This is a genomic window from Comamonas sp. BIGb0124 (assembly GCF_003752175.1).
In the GTDB taxonomy this organism is placed as follows: Bacteria; Pseudomonadota; Gammaproteobacteria; order Burkholderiales; family Burkholderiaceae_C; genus Comamonas_F.
On sequence record NZ_RJVF01000008.1, the window covers coordinates 192646 to 213576 of the forward strand.

Annotated in this window: 17 protein-coding genes; 10 read left to right on the forward strand and 7 right to left on the reverse strand. The window is 65.0% G+C overall.

What is annotated here, in order from left to right; translation table 11 throughout:
* Positions 1-117 precede the first annotated feature (117 nt).
* Together EC845_RS02125 and EC845_RS02130 are read right to left on the reverse strand one after the other, a co-directional pair.
* Entirely contained in the window at positions 118-1326 is a 1209-nt protein-coding gene (locus EC845_RS02125) for a diguanylate phosphodiesterase (RefSeq protein WP_123296311.1), read from the reverse strand.
* Between the two features lie 60 nt (positions 1327-1386).
* Entirely contained in the window at positions 1387-2097 is a 711-nt protein-coding gene (locus EC845_RS02130; protein ID WP_123295568.1) for a GntR family transcriptional regulator, read from the reverse strand.
* A 173-nt stretch (positions 2098-2270) separates the two neighbouring features.
* Between EC845_RS02130 and EC845_RS02135 the strand changes: the two genes are divergently transcribed.
* The 3 genes from EC845_RS02135 to gdhA all read left to right on the forward strand — a co-directional run bounded on the left by EC845_RS02135 (position 2271) and on the right by gdhA (position 5858).
* The gene (locus EC845_RS02135) at positions 2271-3365 is read left to right on the forward strand and encodes an alkene reductase (protein ID WP_123295569.1); all 1095 of its coding nucleotides are present in this window, start codon (positions 2271-2273) and stop codon (positions 3363-3365) included.
* Between the two features lie 115 nt (positions 3366-3480).
* Positions 3481-4266, forward strand: a complete 786-nt coding sequence (locus tag EC845_RS02140) for an SDR family oxidoreductase (RefSeq protein WP_123295570.1) — start codon at positions 3481-3483, stop codon at positions 4264-4266.
* Between the two features lie 248 nt (positions 4267-4514).
* The gene (gene gdhA / locus EC845_RS02145; protein WP_123295571.1) at positions 4515-5858 is read left to right on the forward strand and encodes an NADP-specific glutamate dehydrogenase; all 1344 of its coding nucleotides are present in this window, start codon (positions 4515-4517) and stop codon (positions 5856-5858) included.
* A 92-nt stretch (positions 5859-5950) separates the two neighbouring features.
* On the opposite strand, the gene EC845_RS02150 is transcribed toward gdhA, so the two are convergent.
* Positions 5951-6862, reverse strand: coding sequence for a LysR family transcriptional regulator (locus tag EC845_RS02150; RefSeq protein WP_123295572.1), 912 nt, complete (start codon positions 6860-6862; stop codon positions 5951-5953).
* A gap of 110 nt (positions 6863-6972) precedes the next feature.
* On the opposite strand from EC845_RS02150, the gene EC845_RS02155 reads away from it, so the two are divergent.
* From EC845_RS02155 to EC845_RS02170, 4 genes are all read left to right on the forward strand, one after another.
* On the forward strand, positions 6973-8061 hold the full coding sequence (locus EC845_RS02155; RefSeq protein ID WP_123295573.1) for a tartrate dehydrogenase: 1089 nt from the start codon (positions 6973-6975) through the stop codon (positions 8059-8061).
* Positions 8062-8107: 46 nt separating this feature from the next.
* Positions 8108-9397, forward strand: a complete 1290-nt coding sequence (locus tag EC845_RS02160; protein WP_123296312.1) for a glycerate kinase — start codon at positions 8108-8110, stop codon at positions 9395-9397.
* A 33-nt stretch (positions 9398-9430) separates the two neighbouring features.
* The gene (pyk, locus tag EC845_RS02165; RefSeq protein ID WP_123295574.1) at positions 9431-10870 is read left to right on the forward strand and encodes a pyruvate kinase; all 1440 of its coding nucleotides are present in this window, start codon (positions 9431-9433) and stop codon (positions 10868-10870) included.
* A 131-nt stretch (positions 10871-11001) separates the two neighbouring features.
* Positions 11002-11997: a tripartite tricarboxylate transporter substrate binding protein gene (locus EC845_RS02170; protein ID WP_123295575.1), complete on the forward strand. Its 996-nt coding sequence runs from the start codon at positions 11002-11004 to the stop codon at positions 11995-11997.
* Positions 11998-12074: 77 nt separating this feature from the next.
* Here the strand turns inward: EC845_RS02170 and EC845_RS22445 are convergent, their stop codons facing one another.
* The 4 genes from EC845_RS22445 to EC845_RS02190 all read right to left on the reverse strand — a co-directional run bounded on the left by EC845_RS22445 (position 12075) and on the right by EC845_RS02190 (position 16348).
* Complete coding sequence (locus EC845_RS22445) at positions 12075-12251, reverse strand: LysR family transcriptional regulator (protein ID WP_199739703.1); 177 nt, start codon at positions 12249-12251, stop codon at positions 12075-12077.
* Complete coding sequence (locus EC845_RS02180; RefSeq protein WP_123295576.1) at positions 12214-13413, reverse strand: alpha-hydroxy acid oxidase; 1200 nt, start codon at positions 13411-13413, stop codon at positions 12214-12216. The genes EC845_RS22445 and EC845_RS02180 overlap by 38 nt, the downstream gene beginning before the upstream one ends.
* Positions 13414-13451: 38 nt before the next feature.
* Positions 13452-14438 (reverse strand): tripartite tricarboxylate transporter substrate binding protein, encoded by a 987-nt coding sequence (locus EC845_RS02185; RefSeq protein WP_123295577.1) that lies wholly within the window; start codon positions 14436-14438, stop codon positions 13452-13454.
* A gap of 185 nt (positions 14439-14623) precedes the next feature.
* Positions 14624-16348: an EAL domain-containing protein gene (locus EC845_RS02190; RefSeq protein WP_123295578.1), complete on the reverse strand. Its 1725-nt coding sequence runs from the start codon at positions 16346-16348 to the stop codon at positions 14624-14626.
* Between the two features lie 226 nt (positions 16349-16574).
* On the opposite strand from EC845_RS02190, the gene EC845_RS02195 reads away from it, so the two are divergent.
* The 3 genes from EC845_RS02195 (at position 16575) to EC845_RS02205 (ending at position 20919) form a co-directional block, all read left to right on the forward strand.
* Positions 16575-17123 carry a sigma-70 family RNA polymerase sigma factor gene (locus EC845_RS02195; RefSeq protein ID WP_123295579.1) on the forward strand — a complete coding sequence of 183 codons (549 nt, stop codon included), beginning with the start codon at positions 16575-16577 and terminating at the stop codon, positions 17121-17123.
* The gene (locus tag EC845_RS02200) at positions 17120-18106 is read left to right on the forward strand and encodes a FecR domain-containing protein (RefSeq protein ID WP_123295580.1); all 987 of its coding nucleotides are present in this window, start codon (positions 17120-17122) and stop codon (positions 18104-18106) included. The genes EC845_RS02195 and EC845_RS02200 overlap by 4 nt, the downstream gene beginning before the upstream one ends.
* A 149-nt stretch (positions 18107-18255) precedes the next feature.
* A complete protein-coding gene (locus EC845_RS02205) occupies positions 18256-20919 on the forward strand; it encodes a TonB-dependent receptor (RefSeq protein WP_123295581.1) in 2664 nt (887 codons plus the stop codon).
* Positions 20920-20931 lie beyond the last annotated feature (12 nt).

A 20931-nucleotide genomic window follows, 5' to 3' on the forward strand; every position in this document is an offset into this window, starting at 1 on the left:
GGCGACCAGCACTTGGACGGACACCGTCATTCCTCGAAAGGATCGGGAGGCCGACATCCCGTGGCCAGCATCATAGCCAAGAAAACGGAAGCCCCCTCCTCTGCCGTTCGCGGCGCGTCAGCTTCGCGTGGGCCAATGGATCCCGGGGATCGCGCCGATGCGGGGCTGGGCAAAGAGGTATCCCTGGAACAGGTCGATGCCCGAAGCCTGAAGCCAGCACCATTCCTCGACGGTCTCGACGCCTTCGGCAACCGTCGTGATGCCCAGCGATCTGCAGCACTCGACGATGGCTTTCACGATGGCTTGCCGGGGGCCGTCCTGCTCGATGCCCGTGACGATGGCGCGATCGATCTTGATCTTTTCTGGCTGGAAGCGGGTCAGCAACGAGAGCCCCGCAAAACCTGCCCCGAAATCGTCGATGGCCAGGCCGAACCCGCGTGCCCTGAGCCGCTTGAGCGCCGCGGAAAACTCGTCGTAGTACGTGATGGCCTCGTCTTCGGTGATTTCGATGACGACCTGCGCCGGCTTGAGGCCGTAGTCGGAAAGATAACGATCGAGACGGCCGGTGGCATCTGGAATCTTCACCAAAGACATGGGCAGGAGGTTGACGGACAGTTTTTCCTTGAAGCCCAATCTTGCGGCGAGTTCGAACGCATATTTTTTGCTGAACAGATCGAATTCGTACAGGGCATCGCCGGCCTTGCCTGCAAAACATTCCGCTGGTGGACCTCCGGTGGGCGATCGGATCAACGCTTCATAAGACGACACGTGCCGGCCCAGCGCATCGACGATGGGTTGCAGCGCGAACTGGCAATGGCCGTTCTGCTGCGGCACGTCTTCTGAGTTCCCATCGGCCTGCCCGGCCGGCGCGCCGGCTGTCTCGTGCAGCGGCAAGTCGCAGGCGCCCCGGTTGGGCGCCCTCCACTTGCCCTCGACAAAGGCCCGGATCAGTTTGATCACCCGGTCGCTCGGGGGTAACCGCGTGCCCAATGCCTGGCGCAGCGCCAGAGACGCCTCGTCCATCACGTTGTGCGAGCGAATATCCAAGACCCGCATTCCCGTTTCCCCGAATTTTCTGGCCGGGGAATGGTCGCTCATGATCTTGACGACGCTGTCATGCCGTTTGTCCATTCTGATTCTGTCGAACAGCGAGTCGATGGCTTCTTCATCCCCTTCCAGAATCTGAAAAAAGCTCTCTCCGTCGAACAGGAGGATGCCGGTGATGTCTTGCCTTGCATTATTTCTGCGCGAAATCTCTGCCAAGCCATCGAGATCGGGAAGGTATCCCGTGCCCAGTTGGCTTGAATAGATAAGTGTGGAGAGCATGAACACATCTTATCGTCTCGCCCCCTGTGCGCGGCCGGCTTGCCGGCGACATCGAAGCACTCACCCAGGCACGATGCCGAGCGGCGTCCCCTGCCCCACGCGAAGCATGCCAGCCAGCACACGGTGCTTGGACAGCTCGATGTGCGACATCATCCGGGCCAGTGCTCCCTCGCTGTCGCCCGCGGCCAGGGCTTGCAGGAACTGCAGGTGTTCACGCATCGCCGGCACCACCTGAACCGGTCGCATCGAGTGCGCGTCGTAGCGAATCAGCCTGACATGCAGACTGTTCACGCGGTAGATCTCCGACAGGATTTCGTTGCCGATGGCATCCACCATCTGGTCGTGCAGCCCCCAGTCGACCGCCTGCGCATCGCGCTCGAGCGCCTCGTCGGGCCGTGGCTGCAGTGCACGCTCGAGGATCGCTTCATGGCTGTCGATCAACTGGGCGAGGGTTTCACGGCTGGCCACCTGCGCAAAATTGACGACGGCTTCGCGCTCGATCATCGCCCTCACCTGCCAGGCATTGCGGATGAGCTTCATGTCGACCGAGGCGATCTGCAGTCCGCGCTTGGGCACGGTCTTGATCAGGCCCGCCGCTTCCAGCCGGGGCACGAGCTCGCGCTGGGAGACGAACTGGCCGGGCCGGATACGCGCGTCGATGATTTGCTGCCGAAAGCCCTGGTAGGCACGGCTGCGCTGATTGACCGCTTCCCCCTCGGGCCCCGAGGGCGCAGGCGGTCTGGCCGGATACGGCTTGGCAAGATCCCACACGGCCTGCTTCTTTATTATTGATGTCGATCATCATCAAACATCTTGACTAATTAGATGATGACCATCATCATAGTGGTCCGATGCTTATTTCGAGAGTTCTGGCTCCGCGTGGCATGCGTCGATGCTGTCGACGGATGCCGGGGCTTGACCGATCGACATGGAAGAAAGAAGACATGACTGAAAAAACCTTGTTCGAAGCCTACAAGCTGGGCTCGCTGACCTTGAGCAACCGCGTTGTCCTGGCCCCGCTGACACGCAATCGGGCCGGCGCCGGCTTGGTGCCCAGCCCGTTGGCTGCGACCTACTACAGCCAAAGGGCTACGGCCGGCTTGTTGATCACCGAGGCCACGCAGGTCTCCGCACAGGCCCAGGGCTACCAGGACACCCCCGGTCTGTACACCCAGGCGCAGATCGACGGCTGGCGCCAGGTCACCGAGGCCGTGCATGCCAAGGGCGGCAAGATCTTTGTTCAGCTGTGGCACGTGGGCCGGATCTCGCATGTCGACCTGCAGCCCGGCGGCGGCGCACCGGTGGCCCCTTCGGCCATCCGTGCCGAGACCAAGACCTTCGTCAACAACGGCTTCGCCGAGGTGTCCGAGCCGCGTGCGCTCGAGATCGACGAATTGCCGGGCATCGTCGACGACTTTCGTCAGGCCGCAGCCAACGCGATCGACGCCGGTTTCGACGGCGTGGAGATCCACGGTGCCAACGGCTACCTGCTGGAGCAGTTCCTCAAGGACGGCGCCAATCGGCGCACCGATGCCTATGGCGGCACCGTCGAGAACCGGGCGCGCCTGGTGCTCGAGGTCGTCAAAGCCGTGGTCGACGAGATCGGTGCCGAGCGTACCGGCATCCGCATTTCACCGGTGTCCCCGGCCAATGCCATCTCCAGCAGCGACCCGCAGCCGCAATTCAACTACCTGGTCGAGCAGCTCGATGCACTGGGCATCGTCTACCTGCATGTGGTCGAAGGGGCCACCGGCGGTCCGCGCGATGTCGCTCCCTTCGACTTCGACGCACTGCGCAAACGTTTCAAGAACACCTACCTCGCCAACAACGGCTACGACCTGGATCTGGCGACTTCACGCCTGAACGCCGGCCAGGCCGACCTGTTCGCCTTTGGCCGCCCATTCATCGGCAACCCGGATCTGGTCGAGCGTCTGAAGGCGGGTGCTCCGCTGGCAGGCTTCAACCCGGCCACGCTGTACGGCGGCGGTGCCGAGGGTTATACCGACTACCCGACGCTGGCCGAAACCCAGACTCATTGACCTCGGCGGGGCGGCGACGACGCCTTGCCCGTTCGCGGCCGGAGCTGCGCCAAATACAGGCCGCGAGCGCAGCCGGCCGCCCGACTCTCCCTTCCGATCGCAACGAGGTCCATCCATGCCATCAAGCCCCAGACCCTGGGTACTCGTCACCGGCGCATCGAGCGGGTTCGGTGAAGAGTTCGCCAAACAGTACGCGCAGCGCGGCCACCCGCTGGTGCTCGTCGCGCGCCGCCTGGATCGACTCGAAGCCCTGGCGCAGTCGCTGCGCCGGCAGTACCCGATCGACATCGTCGTGGAACAGGTCGACCTCTCGGACATTCCCGCCATTCACGCGCTTCACGCACGGCTCGAGAAGCGGGATATCGCCATCGAGATTCTCATCAACAATGCAGGACATGGGTTGCAGGGGCCGTTCTTGGACAGTTCGCTGGAACCGGCGCTGTCGATGATCCAACTGGATATCGCAAGCCTCACGGCGATGACCCATGTTTTCGGCAAGGACATGCAAGTGCGCGGGCGTGGAAAGATCCTGCAGATCGCCAGCATCCTGGCCTTGCAGGGCGTCGAGAACTTCGCCGTCTACTCGGCCGCCAAGGCCTATGTGCTTCGATTGGGCGAAGCGCTGCACCGGGAATTCAAGCGCGATGGGGTGACGGTGACGACTCTTTGCCCGGGGTTGACGGACACCGGCTTCGCGAGCGTGGCCGGACAGAGAATCACGCCGCTGATGAAAGCCTTCATGATGACGACACCGCCGGTGGTGCGCGCAGGCATCCACGCCCTCGAAGCGGGGAGGATCAGCGTCGTTCCTGGGATCGGGAACAAGTTGAACGCTGCGTTCATGTGGGCGACCCCTCGCCGTGTCCATCAGGCCGTCCTGTCCCGAATTCTGAACGCCTGAACCGGTGCACAGTGGGTCCGTTACCGGCAGGCCCATCAGGACAGACGACCGATCGGCCTGGATGACGCCGTCGAACTGAAGCCGACCTGCCCGTAGCGCGTGGCTTTTCCGAGCCTGTATGACCCAGCCGCAGCCATGCCAAAGGCTACAGAAGCGTCCGGGAATTGCACCAATTTGGGTTGTGCACCTACATAATGCATTTCTCGCATGACTTTATGCACCAAACTAAGGCTTGTCAGGTTTTACCCATGAAATACAACAGCGCAGAACACTTCCTCGAGCACGTCGAACGCACCAATCCGGGGCAACCGGAGTTCCTGCAGGCGGTCTCCGAGGTCATGGAAAGCTTGTGGCCGTTCATCGGCACGCATCCGAAGTACGCTGAGCATGGTCTGCTCGATCGCCTGATCGAACCCGAACGTGCGATCGTGTTTCGTGTGACCTGGGTGGACGACCGGGGCGAGGTGCATGTCAATCGCGGCTACCGCATCCAGCACAGTTCGGCGATCGGCCCGTTCAAGGGCGGGCTGCGTTTCCATCCGTCGGTCAATCTGTCGATCCTGAAGTTCCTGGCTTTCGAGCAGACCTTCAAGAACGCGCTGACCACCCTGCCCATGGGCGGTGGCAAGGGCGGCTCCGACTTCGACCCCAAGGGCAAGAGCCCGTCAGAGGTGATGCGTTTTTGCCAGGCCTTCGCGCTCGAGCTGCACCGCCATCTGGGCGCCGACACCGATGTGCCCGCGGGCGACATCGGAGTGGGTGGACGGGAAGTGGGTTTCATGGCCGGCATGGTCAAGAAGATCACCAATCGGGCCGACTGCGTCTTCACGGGCAAGGGTCTGAGTTTCGGCGGATCGCTGATCCGTCCCGAAGCCACCGGCTACGGCACGGTCTACTTCGCCAACGAAATGCTCAAGCGCTCGGGCCGCGATCTGCAGGGCATGCGCGTGAGCGTCTCGGGCTCGGGCAACGTGGCCCAGTATGCGATCGAAAAGGCCCTGGCACTCGGCGCCCGGGTGATCACGGCTTCGGACTCGAGCGGCACGGTGCTCGACGAACAGGGCTTCACCCCTGAAAAACTCGAGATCCTCATGGAAGTGAAGAACCAGCAGTACGGCCGCGTGAGCGACTACGCAGAACGCGTGGGCGCCCGATTCCTGCCCGGCCAGAAGCCCTGGCAGGTCGCCGCCGATGTCGCCCTGCCCTGCGCGACACAGAACGAACTCGACGGCGAAGCCGCACGGGAACTGGTCAAGAACGGCGTGCAGTGCGTGGCCGAGGGCGCCAACATGCCCAGCACGCTCGAAGCCATCCGTGTGTTCGAGTCGAACGGCGTGCTGTATGCGCCGGGCAAGGCCAGCAATGCCGGCGGCGTGGCGACCTCGGGCCTGGAAATGAGCCAGAACGCCGCGCGCCTGTCGTGGCCGCGTGAAGAGGTCGATGCCCGCCTGCTGCAGATCATGCAGGGTATCCACGAGGCCTGCATCACGCACGGCGAGGACCGCGAAGGGCGCGTCAGCTATGTGCGCGGCGCCAACATCGCCGGTTTCGTCAAGGTGGCCGACGCCATGCTGGCCCAGGGCTTGACCTGAGCTGCAGGTCATGAGGTGACGTCCCCGAGTCCAGCGGACCGGGGGCGAAGCAGGCCGGCACATGCAGCCGATCGTTGGCCACCGGCCTTTGTTCACTGGCCTTTCTTGAATTCCCGGACGACGAAGTCCACGAACGACCGCACACGGCTGGTCGACCTGTGGTGCTCTGGATAGACCACGTAGATATCGGCATTGGGCGTCGCGTATTGCGGCAGCACCGGCACCAGCCGGCCGCTGCGCAGGTAACGTTGAATGTCCCACTCGGCACGCATCAGGATGCCGTGTCCGTCGAGTGCCCACCTGACCGCGATCTCGCCGTCGTTGGTCGACAGATTGCCACGGGTCTTGATGGCCTGTTCCTGGCCGTCCGGCTTGGTCGTGCGCAGACGCCACAGCCCGTAAGCCTCCGAGCCTTGCCGGATGCCGATGCAGTTGTGGTTCATCAGATCCGCAGGCGTCTTCGGCAGGCCGTGTTTCTTGAGGTAGACCGGCGACGCGCACAGCATGCGCCGGTTCGACGCCAGCTTGGCGGCAATGACACGAGCGTCCGGCGGCTCGCCGAAACGGATGCAGGCGTCGAAGGCATCCTCGGTCACCGGCGGCGGATTCACGGACAGCTGCAATTGCACTTCGACGGAGGGATGTTTTGCTGTGAAGCGAGAGATCAGGGGCGCGATGTGCGTGCGCCCGAAACCGAGCGTGGCATTCACGCGGACCAGTCCCGTGGGCGTGGCCATGGCCATGCCGAGCTGATGTTCGAGCTCGCCGATCTGGCCCAGGATCTTTCGCGCGTGGTCCAGATACAGCTCCCCCTCCGGCGTCAGGCTCATGCGCCTGCTCGTCCGATGCAGCAGCAGCGTGCCGATTCTCTGCTCCATCTGCGACAGGTGCTTGCTGACGGCTGCCGTGGTGACCCCCAGCTCCCTGGCCGCCGCACTGAGGCTGCCCGAGCCTCCGACACTCGCGAAGAAGGACAGGTCGGCCGGTTCTATGAGGGTTTTCATGGTCGATCGTTAACTTTTTCTTAAAGACGCTTTGAATGTACACCTGATCGTTCCAGGCTCCTGCTGCTTAAAGTTCAGTCACTCTTACTTTTCAGCTTCAGGAAACACACGTGAAGACCTACTCGATCGCAACCATCCCGGGAGACGGCATCGGCAAGGAAGTGGTGCCCGCAGGCCGCCTGGTCCTTGAGACCCTGGCCAAGACGTCCAAGCGTTTCCGCTTCGAGTTCGAAGACTTCGACTGGGGGGGCGACTACTACCGCAAACACGGCGTGATGATGCCGGCAGACGGCCTGGACGCACTGCGTGACAAGGATGCGATCCTGTTCGGATCGGCCGGCGATCCCGATATCCCGGATCACATCACGCTCTGGGGCCTGCGCCTGAAGATCTGCCAGGGCTTCGACCAGTACGCCAACGTGCGCCCGACCCGCATCCTGCCCGGCATCGACGGGCCGCTCAAGCGGTGCAAGCCCGAAGATCTGAACTGGGTCATCGTGCGCGAGAACACCGAAGGCGAGTACTCGGGTGTCGGCGGCCGCGTGCACCAGGGGCACCCGATCGAAGCCGCCACGGATGTCTCGATGATGACGCGTGTCGGCGTCGAGCGTGTCATCCGCTTTGCGTTCAAGCTGGCCCAGTCCCGGCCTCGCAAGCTGCTGACCGTCATCACCAAGAGCAATGCGCAGCGCCACGCCATGGTGATGTGGGACGAGATCGCACTGGAAGTCTCGCGCGATTTCCCGGATGTCCGGTGGGACAAGGAAATCGTGGATGCGGCGACGGCGCGCATGGTCAATCGGCCATCGACGCTGGACACCATCGTGGCGACCAACCTGCACGCCGACATCCTGAGCGATCTGGCGGCAGCGCTGGCGGGCAGCCTGGGCATCGCACCGACGGGCAACATCGATCCCGAACGCCGTTACCCCTCGATGTTCGAGCCGATTCATGGCTCAGCCTTCGACATCATGGGCAAGGGACTGGCCAATCCGGTCGGTACTTTCTGGTCGGTGGTCATGCTGCTCGAACATCTCGGCGAACAGGAAGCCGCAGACCGCGTCATGCGCGCCATCGAAAGCGTCACGGCCACGCCTACGCTGCACACCGGCGACCTGGGCGGCAAGGCCTCGACCGCTCAAGTGACTCAGGCGGTGTGCGAGTACTTGAGTGCCGGCATCTCGTTGAAAGCGGCTTGATCCGAGGTTCGCACGGCAAGCGTGCCGGTTCCATTCAGGCATGGACATGATTGAACAAAAAACACCCGCAGGGTCGACTCCCGAGCCCCGGGATCTGCTGCGCGACATGTTCGATGCGGCGATCGCGCAAGCTCAGCCGAGCCGGCAGATTCCCTTGAATCTTCCGCCGCCGCCGTCGGGCCGGCTGATCGTCATCGGGGCCGGCAAGGCGTCGGCCGCCATGGCGTGCGCATTCGAGACGGCATGGCCGGGGCCGTTGAGCGGGCTGGTGGTGACTCGTCATGGTTATGCCGTGGCCTGTGAACGCATCGAGATCGTCGAGGCGGCGCACCCGGTGCCCGATGCCTGCGGAGCCGAGGCCGCCCGGCGCATGATGGCCATGGTCGAGGGTCTGGGGCCGGACGACCTGGTCGTCTGCCTGATCTCGGGCGGCGGCTCGTCGCTGCTGCCCCTGCCCTTGCCGGGCATGACGCTGGAAGACGAACAGGACATCGCCCGCCAGTTGCTGCGCAGCGGGGCCGGCATCCAGGAGATGAATGTGGTTCGCCGGCACCTGTCCGGCATCAAGGGGGGCCGGCTGGCGGCCGCCTGCCATCCGGCGCGGGTCTTCAATCTCGTCCTTTCGGACGTGCCGGGCGATCGCCCTTGCGACATCGCCTCCGGTCCCACCGTGGCCGACCCGAGCACCTGCGCCGAGGCCCTCGATGTGCTTCGGCGTTATGCGATCGAAGTCGGCGCCCCGGTGCTGGATGCCCTGCAAAGCGGCCGCGCGGAAACCCTCAAGCCCGGCGACCCGCGCTTGCCCCGCATCGAGACCCGGCTGATCGCCACGCCGCAGGCATCGCTCGAAGCCGCGGCCCGGGTCGCGCGCGCGGCCGGCCTGCCCGCTCACATTCTGGGCGACTCCATCGAGGGTGAGGCGCGCACGGTGGGCCAGGTGCATGCCGGGCTGGCGCTGCAGGTCAGGCAGCACCGGCAGCCGTTTGTGCCGCCCTGCGTGCTGATCTCGGGCGGCGAGACCACGGTGACGGTGCGAGGCACCGGACGCGGTGGGCGCAACGTCGAATTCCTGTTGGCCCTGGCCATCGCGCTGCGCGACGTGTCCGCGGTCCACGCCCTTGCGGCCGACACCGACGGGGTCGACGGGCAGGAAGAGATCGCCGGCGCTTTCATCGGGCCGGACACGCTGCCGCGCGCAGAGCGACTGGGCCTGCGGGCGCGTGACCATCTGGACGACAACGATGGCCATGGCTTTTTCGAGGCGCTCGGCGACGCCGTCGTCACCGGGCCCACCTTGACCAATGTGAATGACTTCCGAGCCATTCTGATTCTTTGAGCGGGTTCGACCGCTTAGCCAGGAAAGACCCCCATGAACCGCTGCAAACAAGCCAAGATCGTTGCGACACTGGGACCGGCCACGTCGGACAAGGCGCTTGTGAGAGCCCTGGTCGAGGCTGGAGCCAATGTGTTCCGACTGAACTTCAGCCACGGCAGTCACGCCGATCATCGGCGCCGGCACGCCATGATCCGTGAACTCGAAGCGGAGACGGGCCGGCCGATCGGCGTGCTGCTCGATCTGCAGGGGCCCAAGCTGCGTGTCGGGACCTTCTCTGCCGGACGCATCGATCTGCGGCAAGGCCAGTCCTTCCGCCTGGACATGGATCGCGAGCGCCCCGGCGACGAGAGCCGTGTCTCGCTGCCGCATCCCGAGATCTTCAACGCACTGCAAACCGGCACCGACCTGTTGCTCGACGACGGCAAACTGCGGTTGCGTGTGCTGCGGCACGGCGCCGGTTTTGCCGACACCGAAGTGCTCGTCGGCGGTGTGCTGAGCGACCGCAAGGGGGTCAATGTGCCGGGTGTCGTGCTGCCGATTTCGGCGCTCACCGCCAAGGACAGGGAGGACCTGCTGTTCGGTCTGCAACTGGGTGTGGACTGGGTGGCTCTCTCCTTTGTGCAGCGCGCAGCGGACATCACCGAAGTCCGCGAACTGGTCGGCGACCGGGCGGGCATCGTGGCCAAGCTCGAGAAGCCGGCGGCCATCGAGGCGCTCGATGCCATCGTCGCCGAGACCGATGCGGTCATGGTGGCGCGCGGCGACCTCGGCGTGGAGCTCCCGGCCGAGCAGATTCCGGTGATTCAGCGCCGCATCGTCAGGGCTTGCCGGCAACTCGGGCGCCCTGTGATCGTCGCGACTCAGATGCTGGAATCGATGGTCGCGTCCCCGGTGCCGACACGGGCGGAAGCATCCGATGTCGCAACCGCGATCTACGAGGGGGCCGATGCCGTGATGCTGTCCGCTGAATCCGCATCCGGCAAATACCCGCTGGAAGCCGTGCAGATCATGCGCAAGATCATCTTGCATTGCGAATCCGACCCGAGCTACCGCGACGGCATCGAGGCGAACGGTTCGGTCTCCCAGGCCGTGGCCGCGGATGCCATCGGACTGGCGATGCGCCATGTCATCTCGCTGCTGGGCGCGCCCGCGACCGTGGCGTTCACGACTTCCGGCTACTCCGCGATCCGCATGGCCAGGGAACGCCCCAGGGCACCCATCGTCGGCATCACGCCCTTGTCGGCCACCGCACGCCGGCTCTGCCTGGTCTGGGGCGTGCATCCGGTGGTGAGCCCCAACTTGAAAGACAGCTCGAGCGTCGACGAGATGACCGAAGTCGCCGAACGCACGGTCCAAGCGCAAGGCTTTGCGCAGGCGGGGCAGAACATCGTGATCTCGGCGGGCATGCCGTTCGCCGTGCCGGGAACCACCAACCTCCTGAAGATCGCCGTCGTCAGAAGTCGTGTGGCGTGAGCGAACGGGCGATCGAGCCTGCGACGCCAAGATCGTTCCGGTCCGATGTGTGACTGCATCGAACCGGCTACCGGTACCGGCGAGGGCCGGACAGCAAAAAAGAATGCGCCCCCGCGCAGATGGAGACAAACATGACATTCAACAGTCAACTCGGTCGGTTCACCTTCGTGGCATTGACTTCCGTCGCCGCACTCGGTGCGATGCAGAGCCAGGCGCTGGCCCAGTCGAACTGGCCGAACAGACCCGTGACGCTGGTGGTCCCCTTCCCGCCCGGCGGCACCACCGATGTGCTGGCCCGCACGCTGGCCGAACGTCTGTCCGGAAAGCTCGGGCAGCCGGTGATCGTCGAAAACCGACCTGGCGCAGGAGCGACCATCGGTGCCGAGTATGTGGCCAAGGGGCCGGCCGACGGCCACGTCCTGCTGATCGGCGCCGTGCACCACACGATTGCGCCCAGTGTGTACAAAAGACTGGGCTACGACTTCCAGAAGGACTTCCAGCCCATCACCACCCTTGCGATGGTCCCGAACGTGCTGGTGATCAATGCCGCAAAGACGCCGGTCGACAACGTCGCACAGTTGGTCGGTTATGTGCAGAAGAATCCCAACCAGGCCACCTACGGCTCGAACGGGAACGGCACCGCTCAGCACATGATCGGCACCGAGTTCCAGGCCATGACGGGCACGACCCTGATTCATGTTCCCTACAAAGGCAGCGGCCCCTTGGCGACGGACCTGCTGGGCGGCCAGATCCTGATGTCGTTCGACACCCTCACGCCGGTTCTGCCCCAGATCCAGGCCGGCAAGCTCAAGGCACTGGCGGTGACCACCGCCGAACGCTCCAAGGCGCTTCCGGATGTACCGACCCTGGCGGAGTCGGGATTGCCGGGGTTCAACATCGGGACGTGGTTCGGCGTGCTGGCTCCGGCGGCGACGCCCAACGAGGTGGTCGGCCGGTTGAGCCGCGACATGGTGGAGATCATCAAGTCGCCCGACTTCGTCAAACGCATGGACGAAATCGGCGCACAACCCGTCGGCAACACGCGAGAAGAAATGAAGCAGCAGATCGCAGAAGAGACGGCCAAGTTTGCCGAGCTGGTCAAGAAGGGCAAGATCACGATCGATTGAGACATTTCTTCAGCCCGCCCCGCACGCCGGGGCACTTGGCTGGGTGGGCGAGAAAACCGTCGGTGGGTTGAGAATCCTCAATCGCCCGGCTTGAAGCCCACGCGCCGGCTCAGTTCTCGCCAGTGATGCAGTTCGCTGGCCAGGTTCATGCGCTCGGCAGCAGCCGTCACACTGCCCTGCTCTGCCGTGGCGATCAGCAGGCGGATGGAAGTCAGATCAAAACGAATGCGCTGGAGGTCGTGGAGTTTGCTCATGGCAGGTGTCGAACCGGGGAAAAACCGGTTGGTTCGGCGCAAGATGATCGCGCGTGATGTCGGCGATCGTGTTCGCGCCCATCAGGATCATGTTGCGCCGCAGTTCGTTGCGCAGCAGGTCGATGACCGATGCAACGCCGGCCTCGCCGCCGCTGGCCAGGCCGTAGGCCATCGGGCGTCCCAGAAAGACCCCTCGGGCGCCCAGGGCCAGCGCCTTGACGATGTCCGAAGCCCGTCGAAAGCCGCCGTCGACGAACACCGGGATGCGGTCTGCCACGGCATCCAGGATGGGGTGAAGGGCAGAGATCGACGACACCGCGCCGTCCAGCTGGCGTCCCCCGTGGTTGGAGACGATCAGCCCGTCGGCACCGTGCGCGAGCGCCATGCGGGCATCGGCCGGATGAAGGACACCCTTGATCAGCAGCGGCCCGTCCCACAGCGCGCGCACCCATTGCAGGCTTTGCCAGTCGAGACTGCGGTCCATCTCCCGCGACAGCAGCATGGCCTGGGTCTGGGCGGACGGCTTTTCATCGCCGTCGACGAGATTGGCGAACTGGGGCGAGCCGCCCTTGGCCAGGCGCCACAGCCAGCCCGGACGCTGCAGCACGTCGAGCGCAAGGCGAGACGTCGGCTTGAACGGCACCTTGAACTGGTTGCGGACGTCCCGTTCCCGCGCCCCGCTCACCGGCACATCCACGGTCAGCACCAGGGCACCGAAGCCCTGCGCCCGGGCTCGCCGGACCACCTGCTCGGCGATGCTGCGCTGAGACATCACGTACAGCTGCAGCCACTGCAGGGGGTTGCCGGCCGGGAGCGTTTCGATGCGCGAGTTGGAGGCCGTGGACAGGACATGCGGAATGCCCGCCCCCCGCGCGGCACGCGACATCATCACATCGCCGTCCGGTCTGAACAGGCCGCAGAGACCGATCGGCGCAATCGCATAGGGCATGGCCCATGTCTGCCCGAAGACCTCGATGGATGTATCGATGTCGCGGGTGTCCCGGAGGCAGCGTGTGGTCAGGCGCAGCGCTTCGAGGTCGGCTCGATTCGCGTGGAGCGTGGATTCGCCCTCGGCGCCGCCTTCGAGGTAGTCGAACACGAACTTCGGCAGGCTGCGCCGGGCATGGCTGCGGTAGTCTTCTACGTTGAGTCGGACGGACACGTCTTTTCCTTGTGTTGATCGGCTTCGGCGGCCGGCGGTCAGTCGAGGCTGATCTGACGTTCGCGGATCAGCGAAGGCCAGTACCGCGCCTGCTTGTTCCAGTAGTCCTTCATGGCTGCGGCATCCGACGGCGTGGGCTCGACACCCAGCTCGAGCATCTTGCTGCGGACCTCGGGGTTGCCGATGGCCAACTGCAGCTCCCTGCCGAGTCTTTCGACAATCGCGGGCGGCGTGCCGCTGGCGACCACCATGCCCTGCCAGGCGGCGGCTTCGACATCGGTGATGCCCAGCTCGATCAAGGTCGGCACATCGGGCAGCGACGGCATGCGTTGCGCCGAGAACGCGGCCAGCACCTTCAGGCGGCCCGCCTTGATCATGGGATTGGCGGTTGCGGTGTCGATGGCGATGAGTGGCACATGCCCGCTGACGACGTCCTGCATGGCGGGAGCCCCGCCTTTGTAGGGTGCATGGTTGATGTCCAGGCCCGCGCGCTGCTTGAGCATCTCCATCGCCAGGTGATGCGGGCTGCCGATGCCCGACGATGCGTAGCTGTACTTGCCCGGGGCTTTCTTGATGGCTTCGATGGCATCCTGCACCGTGGAGAAGCCGGAGGTCGGATAGGTGGCCAGCACGAGCGGGAAACGCGCGGTCAGTCCCACCGGAACAAAATCCTTGACCGGGTCGTAAGAGAGCTTCTTGAACAGAACCGTATTGAAGATCAAGGTTCCGTTGTCTGCACTGAACAGGGTGTAGCCATCGGCGGGCGAACGGATCACGTTCTCGGAGGCGATCACCGAGGCACCGCCGGGCCGGTTGTCGATGACGACGTTCTGGCCGAGCTGAGCCGAAAGCTGGGTGGCGATCATCCGGGCCATGGCGTCCGATCCGCCGCCGGCCGCGGTCGCGATCACCCAGCGCAGGGGTTTGGACGGGTAGGTGTCGGCGGCTTGGGCCGCCGAGAACGCAGCGGCGAAACTGCCGATGGCAAAGGCGCAGGCGAGCCGGCGCGAAATCCTGCTGGACATGGACTTGTCTCCTCATTGTTGGTCTTCACCGTGCGTCTGTGCGCAACGGTGGAGGCAGTATGGGGAGGCGGTCTCCATTAGGCTAGATCATTTCGCCGATAAGCAATATGCGGTGATCTAATGGTGAATGGCGTCCATGGACCGGCCGCCGCTTCGGCGTCGACCCCCTCCACGCCGCCCGGCTGTCAGCTCGGCTGCAGCGATCCGGCCCCTGGGGCGTCGGCATCGGGACCGGCTTCGCAGCGGACGGCGAGGCATCTCGTCAGGCTGCGCAGCCGCTCGGGGCAGACATGGAGCAGCCAGTGCGGCACGTCGGCTGCCGGAACGGGACGCGAGAACAGGTAACCCTGGATGCGGTCGATGCCGCAGCCCACGACCGTCCGCAGTTCATCCTCGGTTTCGACGCCTTCCACGATGACCGGCAGCTCCAGTTCACGGGCCATGGCGGCCACATGCCGGAGCAGGGTCTGCCGCCGCCTGTCGTGGGTCACGCCGCGCAGCATCAGCCGATCGCACTTGATGCCCGCCAGCGTCAGGTTGGCCAATACGCCCAGCGACGAATAACCGGCCCCGAAGTCGTCCATGATCACCTGCACACCCACCCGGTGCAGCTCGCGGACGCACTCGGCCATGTGCCGGCCGCTGGCCGTGATGGCATGTTCGGTCAATTCCAGCCTGACCTTCTGAGGGGGCAGTCGACGGCGTGCGATTTCGGCTGTCACCCAGCCGGCGAAGCCCTCGCCCATCAGCGTCACGGGGGAGACGTTCACGTTGATGGCCGGCGAATGGCCACGGCCTTGCCAGTCTCGGGCGTGATCCAGCGCATTGAGCAGGATGAGGCGGTCCACCTGTTCGGTCCGGCCGCGCAACTCGCAGACCAGGAAGAACTGCTCGGGGTTGATCGGGCCCAGACGCGGGTGTTCGAGTCGAAGCAACGCCTCCATGTGCACCGAACCACCGCGCAAGTCGGCGATGGGCTGGAAATGCAGTGCAAGGCACTCCGGCCTGGCCATTTCATGCAGATGATCCGCGATCAGGGCCAGCCGGCCGTCGGCGTGCACGGCTGCCGAGTCTCCGCTCGATCGGATCATCGACAGTCCGCGATGGACGAGGCTCTGGCGTCTGCGATCGGACCGGATGTTGACGACCTGTTCGATGGTCACGATGCAGGCGAAGAAGCAGACCACCAGCATGACCGACGCATCGTCCATGGGCAAAGGGGCAACCGCGCCTGTGTCTGCGGGATGCCCGAAAGAATGGGACAGCAGCCACTGCGCCGCCACGATGACGGCGCCGCAGGCGATCCACTCGGGCGTGGTGTTGGCATGAGGCGATCGATTCGCCTGCAGGCGAATACGCTGGTACCGCCACGCCCGCAGGACGACGAGGCCGGTCAACAAAACGAACGCAAGGCCGAAGGGCAGCAGCCTGATCTCGGTGCCGACCAGGAAGTAGCTCGTGGCCAGCAGGGTATGGGCCAGCATTGCGCCCGCGGCCATTCCGGTGCTCGCGAGAACGATATGACCCCAACGGGTGCGTCTCAGAAGAACGGGCACCGTCAGCCTGCAGCTGAGCATCATCACGACCAGCGCCGAAAGAGCGGGCAGCAGTTTCCACTCGTGCACGGGGGTATCGGTGCTCAGCGCGTAGGTCGCCATGTCCAGCGCCCAGAAGATGCAACCCATGCCCATCGATGCGAAGGACTCGAAGACCTTGCGGCTGGCGTGATCGACCGACAGCGCGACGTATTCCGCCAGGCGCTGCGAACCGTAGACCGCCAGGGAGGCTGCGCCCCAGAATGCCGCGAGTTGCCAAAGCGGCGGCTCGCCAGCGGACAACGCCCATGGGGCGAAGGCCGCCATGACGTCGAATTCCACAACGAACGTTGGCAGCAGCAGATCGAGTTCCATGTCAGTGAGGTTGCGGACTTCCACACTGCGAAACGTCGAGTGCGTTGGGGCGTCGTCCGACGTGAAGTTCAGTGTACACGGGCCTTCTTTGCACACCGCATAGTCGACATGCAAGGTCCGGTTCCAGGTGACTCAGAATCCACACATGACGCACGGATATAAATATCGATAATGCAAATCAAATACATTTGCACATTCGCCGTTCACCAAGCACAAGACATCCGTCATGGCCGTCACCCTGGATTCAGCCGCTGCGCAGTGGCAAGTCGACACGCTTTACCGCGAGCATCATGCGTGGATCAAGAGCTGGCTGCGCAAGCGGATCGGCAACTCGAGCGATGCGGCGGATCTCGCGCAAGATGTGTTCATGCGCGTGCTCTTGCGCCAGGGCAGCCTGACGCAGACCACGCTGCGCGAGCCCAAGAACTTTCTGGTCACGGTGGCCAAGGGACTGGTGGTCGACCAATACCGCCGGCGGGCGATCGAGGAGGCCTATCTGGCCGAGCTGGCGGTGCAGCCCGAGGCCTTTGCGCCCTCCCCCGAGCATCGGCTGGCCATCATCCAGACCTTGTGTGAGCTCGATGCGATGCTGGATCAACTGTCGGCGAAGGCGAAGACCGCGTTTCTGCTGGCCCAGGTCGATGGGCTCACCGGCCTGGAGATCGCAGCCCGGCTGGGCGTGTCGGATCGCATGGTCCGAAAATACCTGACCCAGGCCATGTACCAGTGCCTGCAGTTCGAGCTGCGGCAGCAGGCGCTCGACGCCCGGGCATGAGTGCACCTGCGGCAAAGGCCCGGCAGACCGACGTCCTGCTGGAGGCCTCCGAATGGTTTGCGGTCCTGCACTCCGGTCATGTCGCTGTAGCCGACCGGCAGCGCTGGAACGATTGGCTCGGCGAGCCCGGCAGTCCCCAGCGGCAGGCCTGGGCTCAGGTCGAGCGCATCGGACAACGGTTCGGCACGATCGATGACGGGGCGGCGCGTTCGACTCTGCAGCGCCGTGCCGGTACGGCCTCCGGCTCGCGCCGCCATGCGCTGAGGGCGCTGTCGGTGATCGGCAGCACTGGCTTGCTGGCCTGGAGCGGCAGCCAGACCGGCGTCTGGGAAAACTGGCGTGCCGACTGCGCGACCGCGACCGGAGAAATCCGCGAGCTGACGCTGGACGACGGCACCCGTCTCTGGCTGGACACCCACAGTGCGGTGAAGGTGGCGTTCACCGACCGGTTGCGCCGCATCGTTCTGCTGCGTGGGGACATCCTCGTCACGACCGCCGGTGCGCTGCCCGGCCGGGCCAAGGACACGCGTCCCCTCGTCGTCGATGGCGACCATGGGCGCATGCGGGCATTGGGCACGCGGTTTTCGGTGCGCCAGCGCAGTCTGGATACGCTGCTGGCGGTTTTCGACGGAGCCGTGGAGGTCAGCCCGGCGCAAGGCAATGCCAGCCGCATCGTGAGCGCCGGCGAGCAGGTCGTGTTCACGGCAGACGGCATCGGCCACAGCCAGACCGCCGATCTGGCCCGGCAGGCGTGGTCGCAGGGCTTGCTGGTGGCCGCCGATATGCCGCTGGCGACGTTCATCGCCGAGCTCGCACGGTATCGGCCAGGGCATCTGGCGTGTGACGACGGCGTGGCCGGGTTGCGTTTGACGGGGGTGTACCCACTCAGGGACACCGAGCAGGCGCTGGCGGCGGTGGCCCTGGCCCTGCCCGTGCGCATTCGGCATCGCACCCGCTGGTGGGTCACGGTCGAGGCTGCGTAGCCCACTCAAAGAATAAAAAAATTCCGGATATCGGTTCCGCAGGTTCCGTTTTGACGGGACTCGTTCGGCTCATCCCTTGAGAACCAGGAGTTTGTCCTGGCGAAACCAGTCCGGGGTGGCCTGCCCTCCCCGGCAAAGAGGGAACATTCATGTCGCGACGTGCGAAGCGCCACGCTCATCCAGATCCAGCCGCCTGGCCCTCGCCGGGTGTCGGTCCCCGGGGAGGCGGGTTCACTTTAGGCAGCCTGGCCTGGGCCGCCTTTCTTGTCGTCTCGGCGCTCGCCGGCACGCAGCCGGTCCACGCACAGCCGCAGGCCACGCCCGCAGCGAGTGCCGCAGCCCGTGACTACGACCTGCCCGACGGCCCGCTCGATGCGACGCTGGGCCGGTTCGCCGCGGAATCCGGCGTGCTGCTGTCGGCCGACGCTGCGCTCACACGGGGCAAGCATGCGCCTGCACTGAAGGGCCGATTCGATGTCGAGAGCGGGTTTGCCGCTTTGTTGGCCAGCCACGGTCTGCAGGCGGTGCGCAGCGACTCGGGCGTGTTCCTGTTGCGCGCCCTGCCCCCTGGGCCCGGCCGTTCCGTACGGGAGATCCGGCTCGGCACGCTGACGGTGACGGCCCGGCCCGATCCGGTCGGCGAGATGTACGAGACGCCGGCTTCGGTAGCGGTCGTGACCCAGGAAGAGATTGCCCGCCTGCCGCCCCGCAATGCCAGCGACGTGCTGCGTGACGTGAGCGGTGTCTACACCTCGCAGGGTCGCAGCGACCCCGGGCTGGCGGTCAACATCCGGGGCCTGCAGGATTTTGGCCGGGTCAACGTGATGATCGACGGCGCGCGCCAGAACTTCCAGTTCAGCGGGCATGGTGCCAACGGCAAGGTGTATGTCGATCCGGCCCTGATCGGCGGCGTCAATGTCCAGAAAGGCCCGACTTCGACCGTCGGTGGCGCGGGCATGATCGCCGGTCTGGTGAACTTCCGCACGCTCGAGATCGACGACGTGGTGGCCGCCGGCGCCACCCGCGGCGGTCAGATCACCGGCTCGACGGGCAGCAACGGATACCACTTCTCGGGAAGCACCTCCGTCGGCCTGCGGGCCAGCGACCAGGTCGATCTGGTGGCGGCGATCAGCCGCAAGCACGTCGGCGCATTCAAGCTCGGCACCCACGGTGCAAGCGAACAGTCCGATGAATCCAATCGGGTGGGATGGACCACGCGCAGCACCGGGCAGGACCAGTGGTCGGGCCTGTTCAAGACCCGCTGGCAGCTCGCCCCGGGGCATCAGCTCAAGCTGGGTTATCTGGGCCTGAACGCCGATTTCAGCAACGGCGGGGGCGGCAACACCACCGACGCGACGTCCGAGATGAGCACCAGCGCGAGCCAGCGCTTCAAGGTGCACGCCGACACCCTCACGCTGGGCTACGAATGGCGGCCCGCCTCGGACTGGCTCGCGGTGGATGCCAGCCTTTACTACAACCGCACCAGGAGACGCGAGGCGCGCGAGAACTACTACGCCGATGCCGACGGCGGCCAGGGCGCCTTCAGTGTGGCGTACCAGACCGAGACGGTCGGCGGCAGCGTGCAGAACATCGCGCGCCTGCCCGGCCGCTGGTTCGACACGATCTGGGTCGCCGGCGGCGAGTTCTTCCACGATTGGACGGATCCCACGTTCCAGCGCAACGCCGACAGCACGTACGAAGACCATTGGTTCACCGGGGCGACACCCCAAGGCAAACGAACGGTGGCCAGCGGGTTCTCCGAGCTGACGCTGGATTACAGGGACACGGTGCAACTGATCGGCGGCCTGCGGTACGACTGGTACACGCTGAGCGGCGGCGGCGACATGTATGTCGGCGCTGTCCGCAACCCGGGCGGCGTTCGTCCGCCGGTCACGAACATCTTCACGAATTTCGATGTGGACCGGCACGCCAGCGCCTTCTCGCCCAAGCTCACCCTGGCCTACAAGCCGGTGCGGCAGCTTCAGCTCTATACCTCGTACGGCAAAGGCATGCGGCCGCCGGCCATCAGCGAATCGCTGATGTACGGCATGCATTCGGGCAACATGTTCCCGTATTTTCCGGCGCCGAACCTGAAGGAAGAACGTTCGACGAACTGGGAGGTCGGTGCCAACGTCAACTTCGACGATGTGCTGAAGCATGGCGATCGGCTGCGCATCAAGACGGCCTGGTTCGACAACCGCGTCCAGAACTACATCACCAGCGCGGCCATCATGATGCCGACCGCGACGACCTCGTGCTCGGGCATTCTGTGCCCGTCCGGTCACGTGAACCTGCTGGACCCCGCCCGCTTCCAGGGGCTCGAGTTCGACCTGGATTACGACGCGGGCCCTGTGTTCGGCAAATTCAATGCCACGCGTGTGCAGGCCGACATGGGCGCCCGCCGCTACGACCCGTTCCCGCTGGGCAGTTGGGTCGGTTACCCGGCCACCGACATGGGCTCGGGCAGCCAGAACGGTGCGGTCGGCATGGACGGCCTGTTCTATTCGGGGCCGCCGAAACTCAAGCTGTCGCTCAGCGGCGGAGTCCGGCTGTTCGAGCGCAAGCTGGAGCTGGGTGCCCGCATGCGCATCGAAAAGCCTTCCGGGCAGGAAACCTTCGCCCTTCATGCGCCGGCCCGGCGCATACAGACCTACGACCTCTGGGCCGCCTGGCAGGTCAACCCGTCGCTCCTGCTTCGCCTGGCGATCGACAACGTGACCGATCGCAACTACCTCGAGCTCGCAGGCACGGGCGGCAGCTACACCTACGGGCCCGGCCGCACCGCGATCGCGACTGCGCAGTGGCGCTTCTGATCCCCTTATCGA

Bases quoted from the DNA above. Each gene is read 5' to 3' on its own strand.
- EC845_RS02200 (WP_123295580.1), top strand. From the start codon at position 17,120: ATGAGTGCACCTGCGGCAAAGGCCCGGCAGACCGACGTCCTGCTGGAG.
- EC845_RS22445 (WP_199739703.1), bottom strand. From the start codon at position 12,251: ATGAGCAAACTCCACGACCTCCAGCGCATTCGTTTTGATCTGACTTCC.
- EC845_RS02190 (WP_123295578.1), bottom strand. From the start codon at position 16,348: ATGGAACTCGATCTGCTGCTGCCAACGTTCGTTGTGGAATTCGACGTC.
- EC845_RS02135 (WP_123295569.1), top strand. From the start codon at position 2,271: ATGACTGAAAAAACCTTGTTCGAAGCCTACAAGCTGGGCTCGCTGACC.
- EC845_RS02150 (WP_123295572.1), bottom strand. From the start codon at position 6,862: ATGAAAACCCTCATAGAACCGGCCGACCTGTCCTTCTTCGCGAGTGTC.
- EC845_RS02140 (WP_123295570.1), top strand. From the start codon at position 3,481: ATGCCATCAAGCCCCAGACCCTGGGTACTCGTCACCGGCGCATCGAGC.
- EC845_RS02170 (WP_123295575.1), top strand. From the start codon at position 11,002: ATGACATTCAACAGTCAACTCGGTCGGTTCACCTTCGTGGCATTGACT.
- EC845_RS02125 (WP_123296311.1), bottom strand. From the start codon at position 1,326: ATGCTCTCCACACTTATCTATTCAAGCCAACTGGGCACGGGATACCTT.
- EC845_RS02185 (WP_123295577.1), bottom strand. From the start codon at position 14,438: ATGTCCAGCAGGATTTCGCGCCGGCTCGCCTGCGCCTTTGCCATCGGC.
- EC845_RS02195 (WP_123295579.1), top strand. From the start codon at position 16,575: ATGGCCGTCACCCTGGATTCAGCCGCTGCGCAGTGGCAAGTCGACACG.
- pyk (WP_123295574.1), top strand. From the start codon at position 9,431: ATGAACCGCTGCAAACAAGCCAAGATCGTTGCGACACTGGGACCGGCC.
- EC845_RS02160 (WP_123296312.1), top strand. From the start codon at position 8,108: ATGATTGAACAAAAAACACCCGCAGGGTCGACTCCCGAGCCCCGGGAT.
- gdhA (WP_123295571.1), top strand. From the start codon at position 4,515: ATGAAATACAACAGCGCAGAACACTTCCTCGAGCACGTCGAACGCACC.
- EC845_RS02205 (WP_123295581.1), top strand. From the start codon at position 18,256: ATGTCGCGACGTGCGAAGCGCCACGCTCATCCAGATCCAGCCGCCTGG.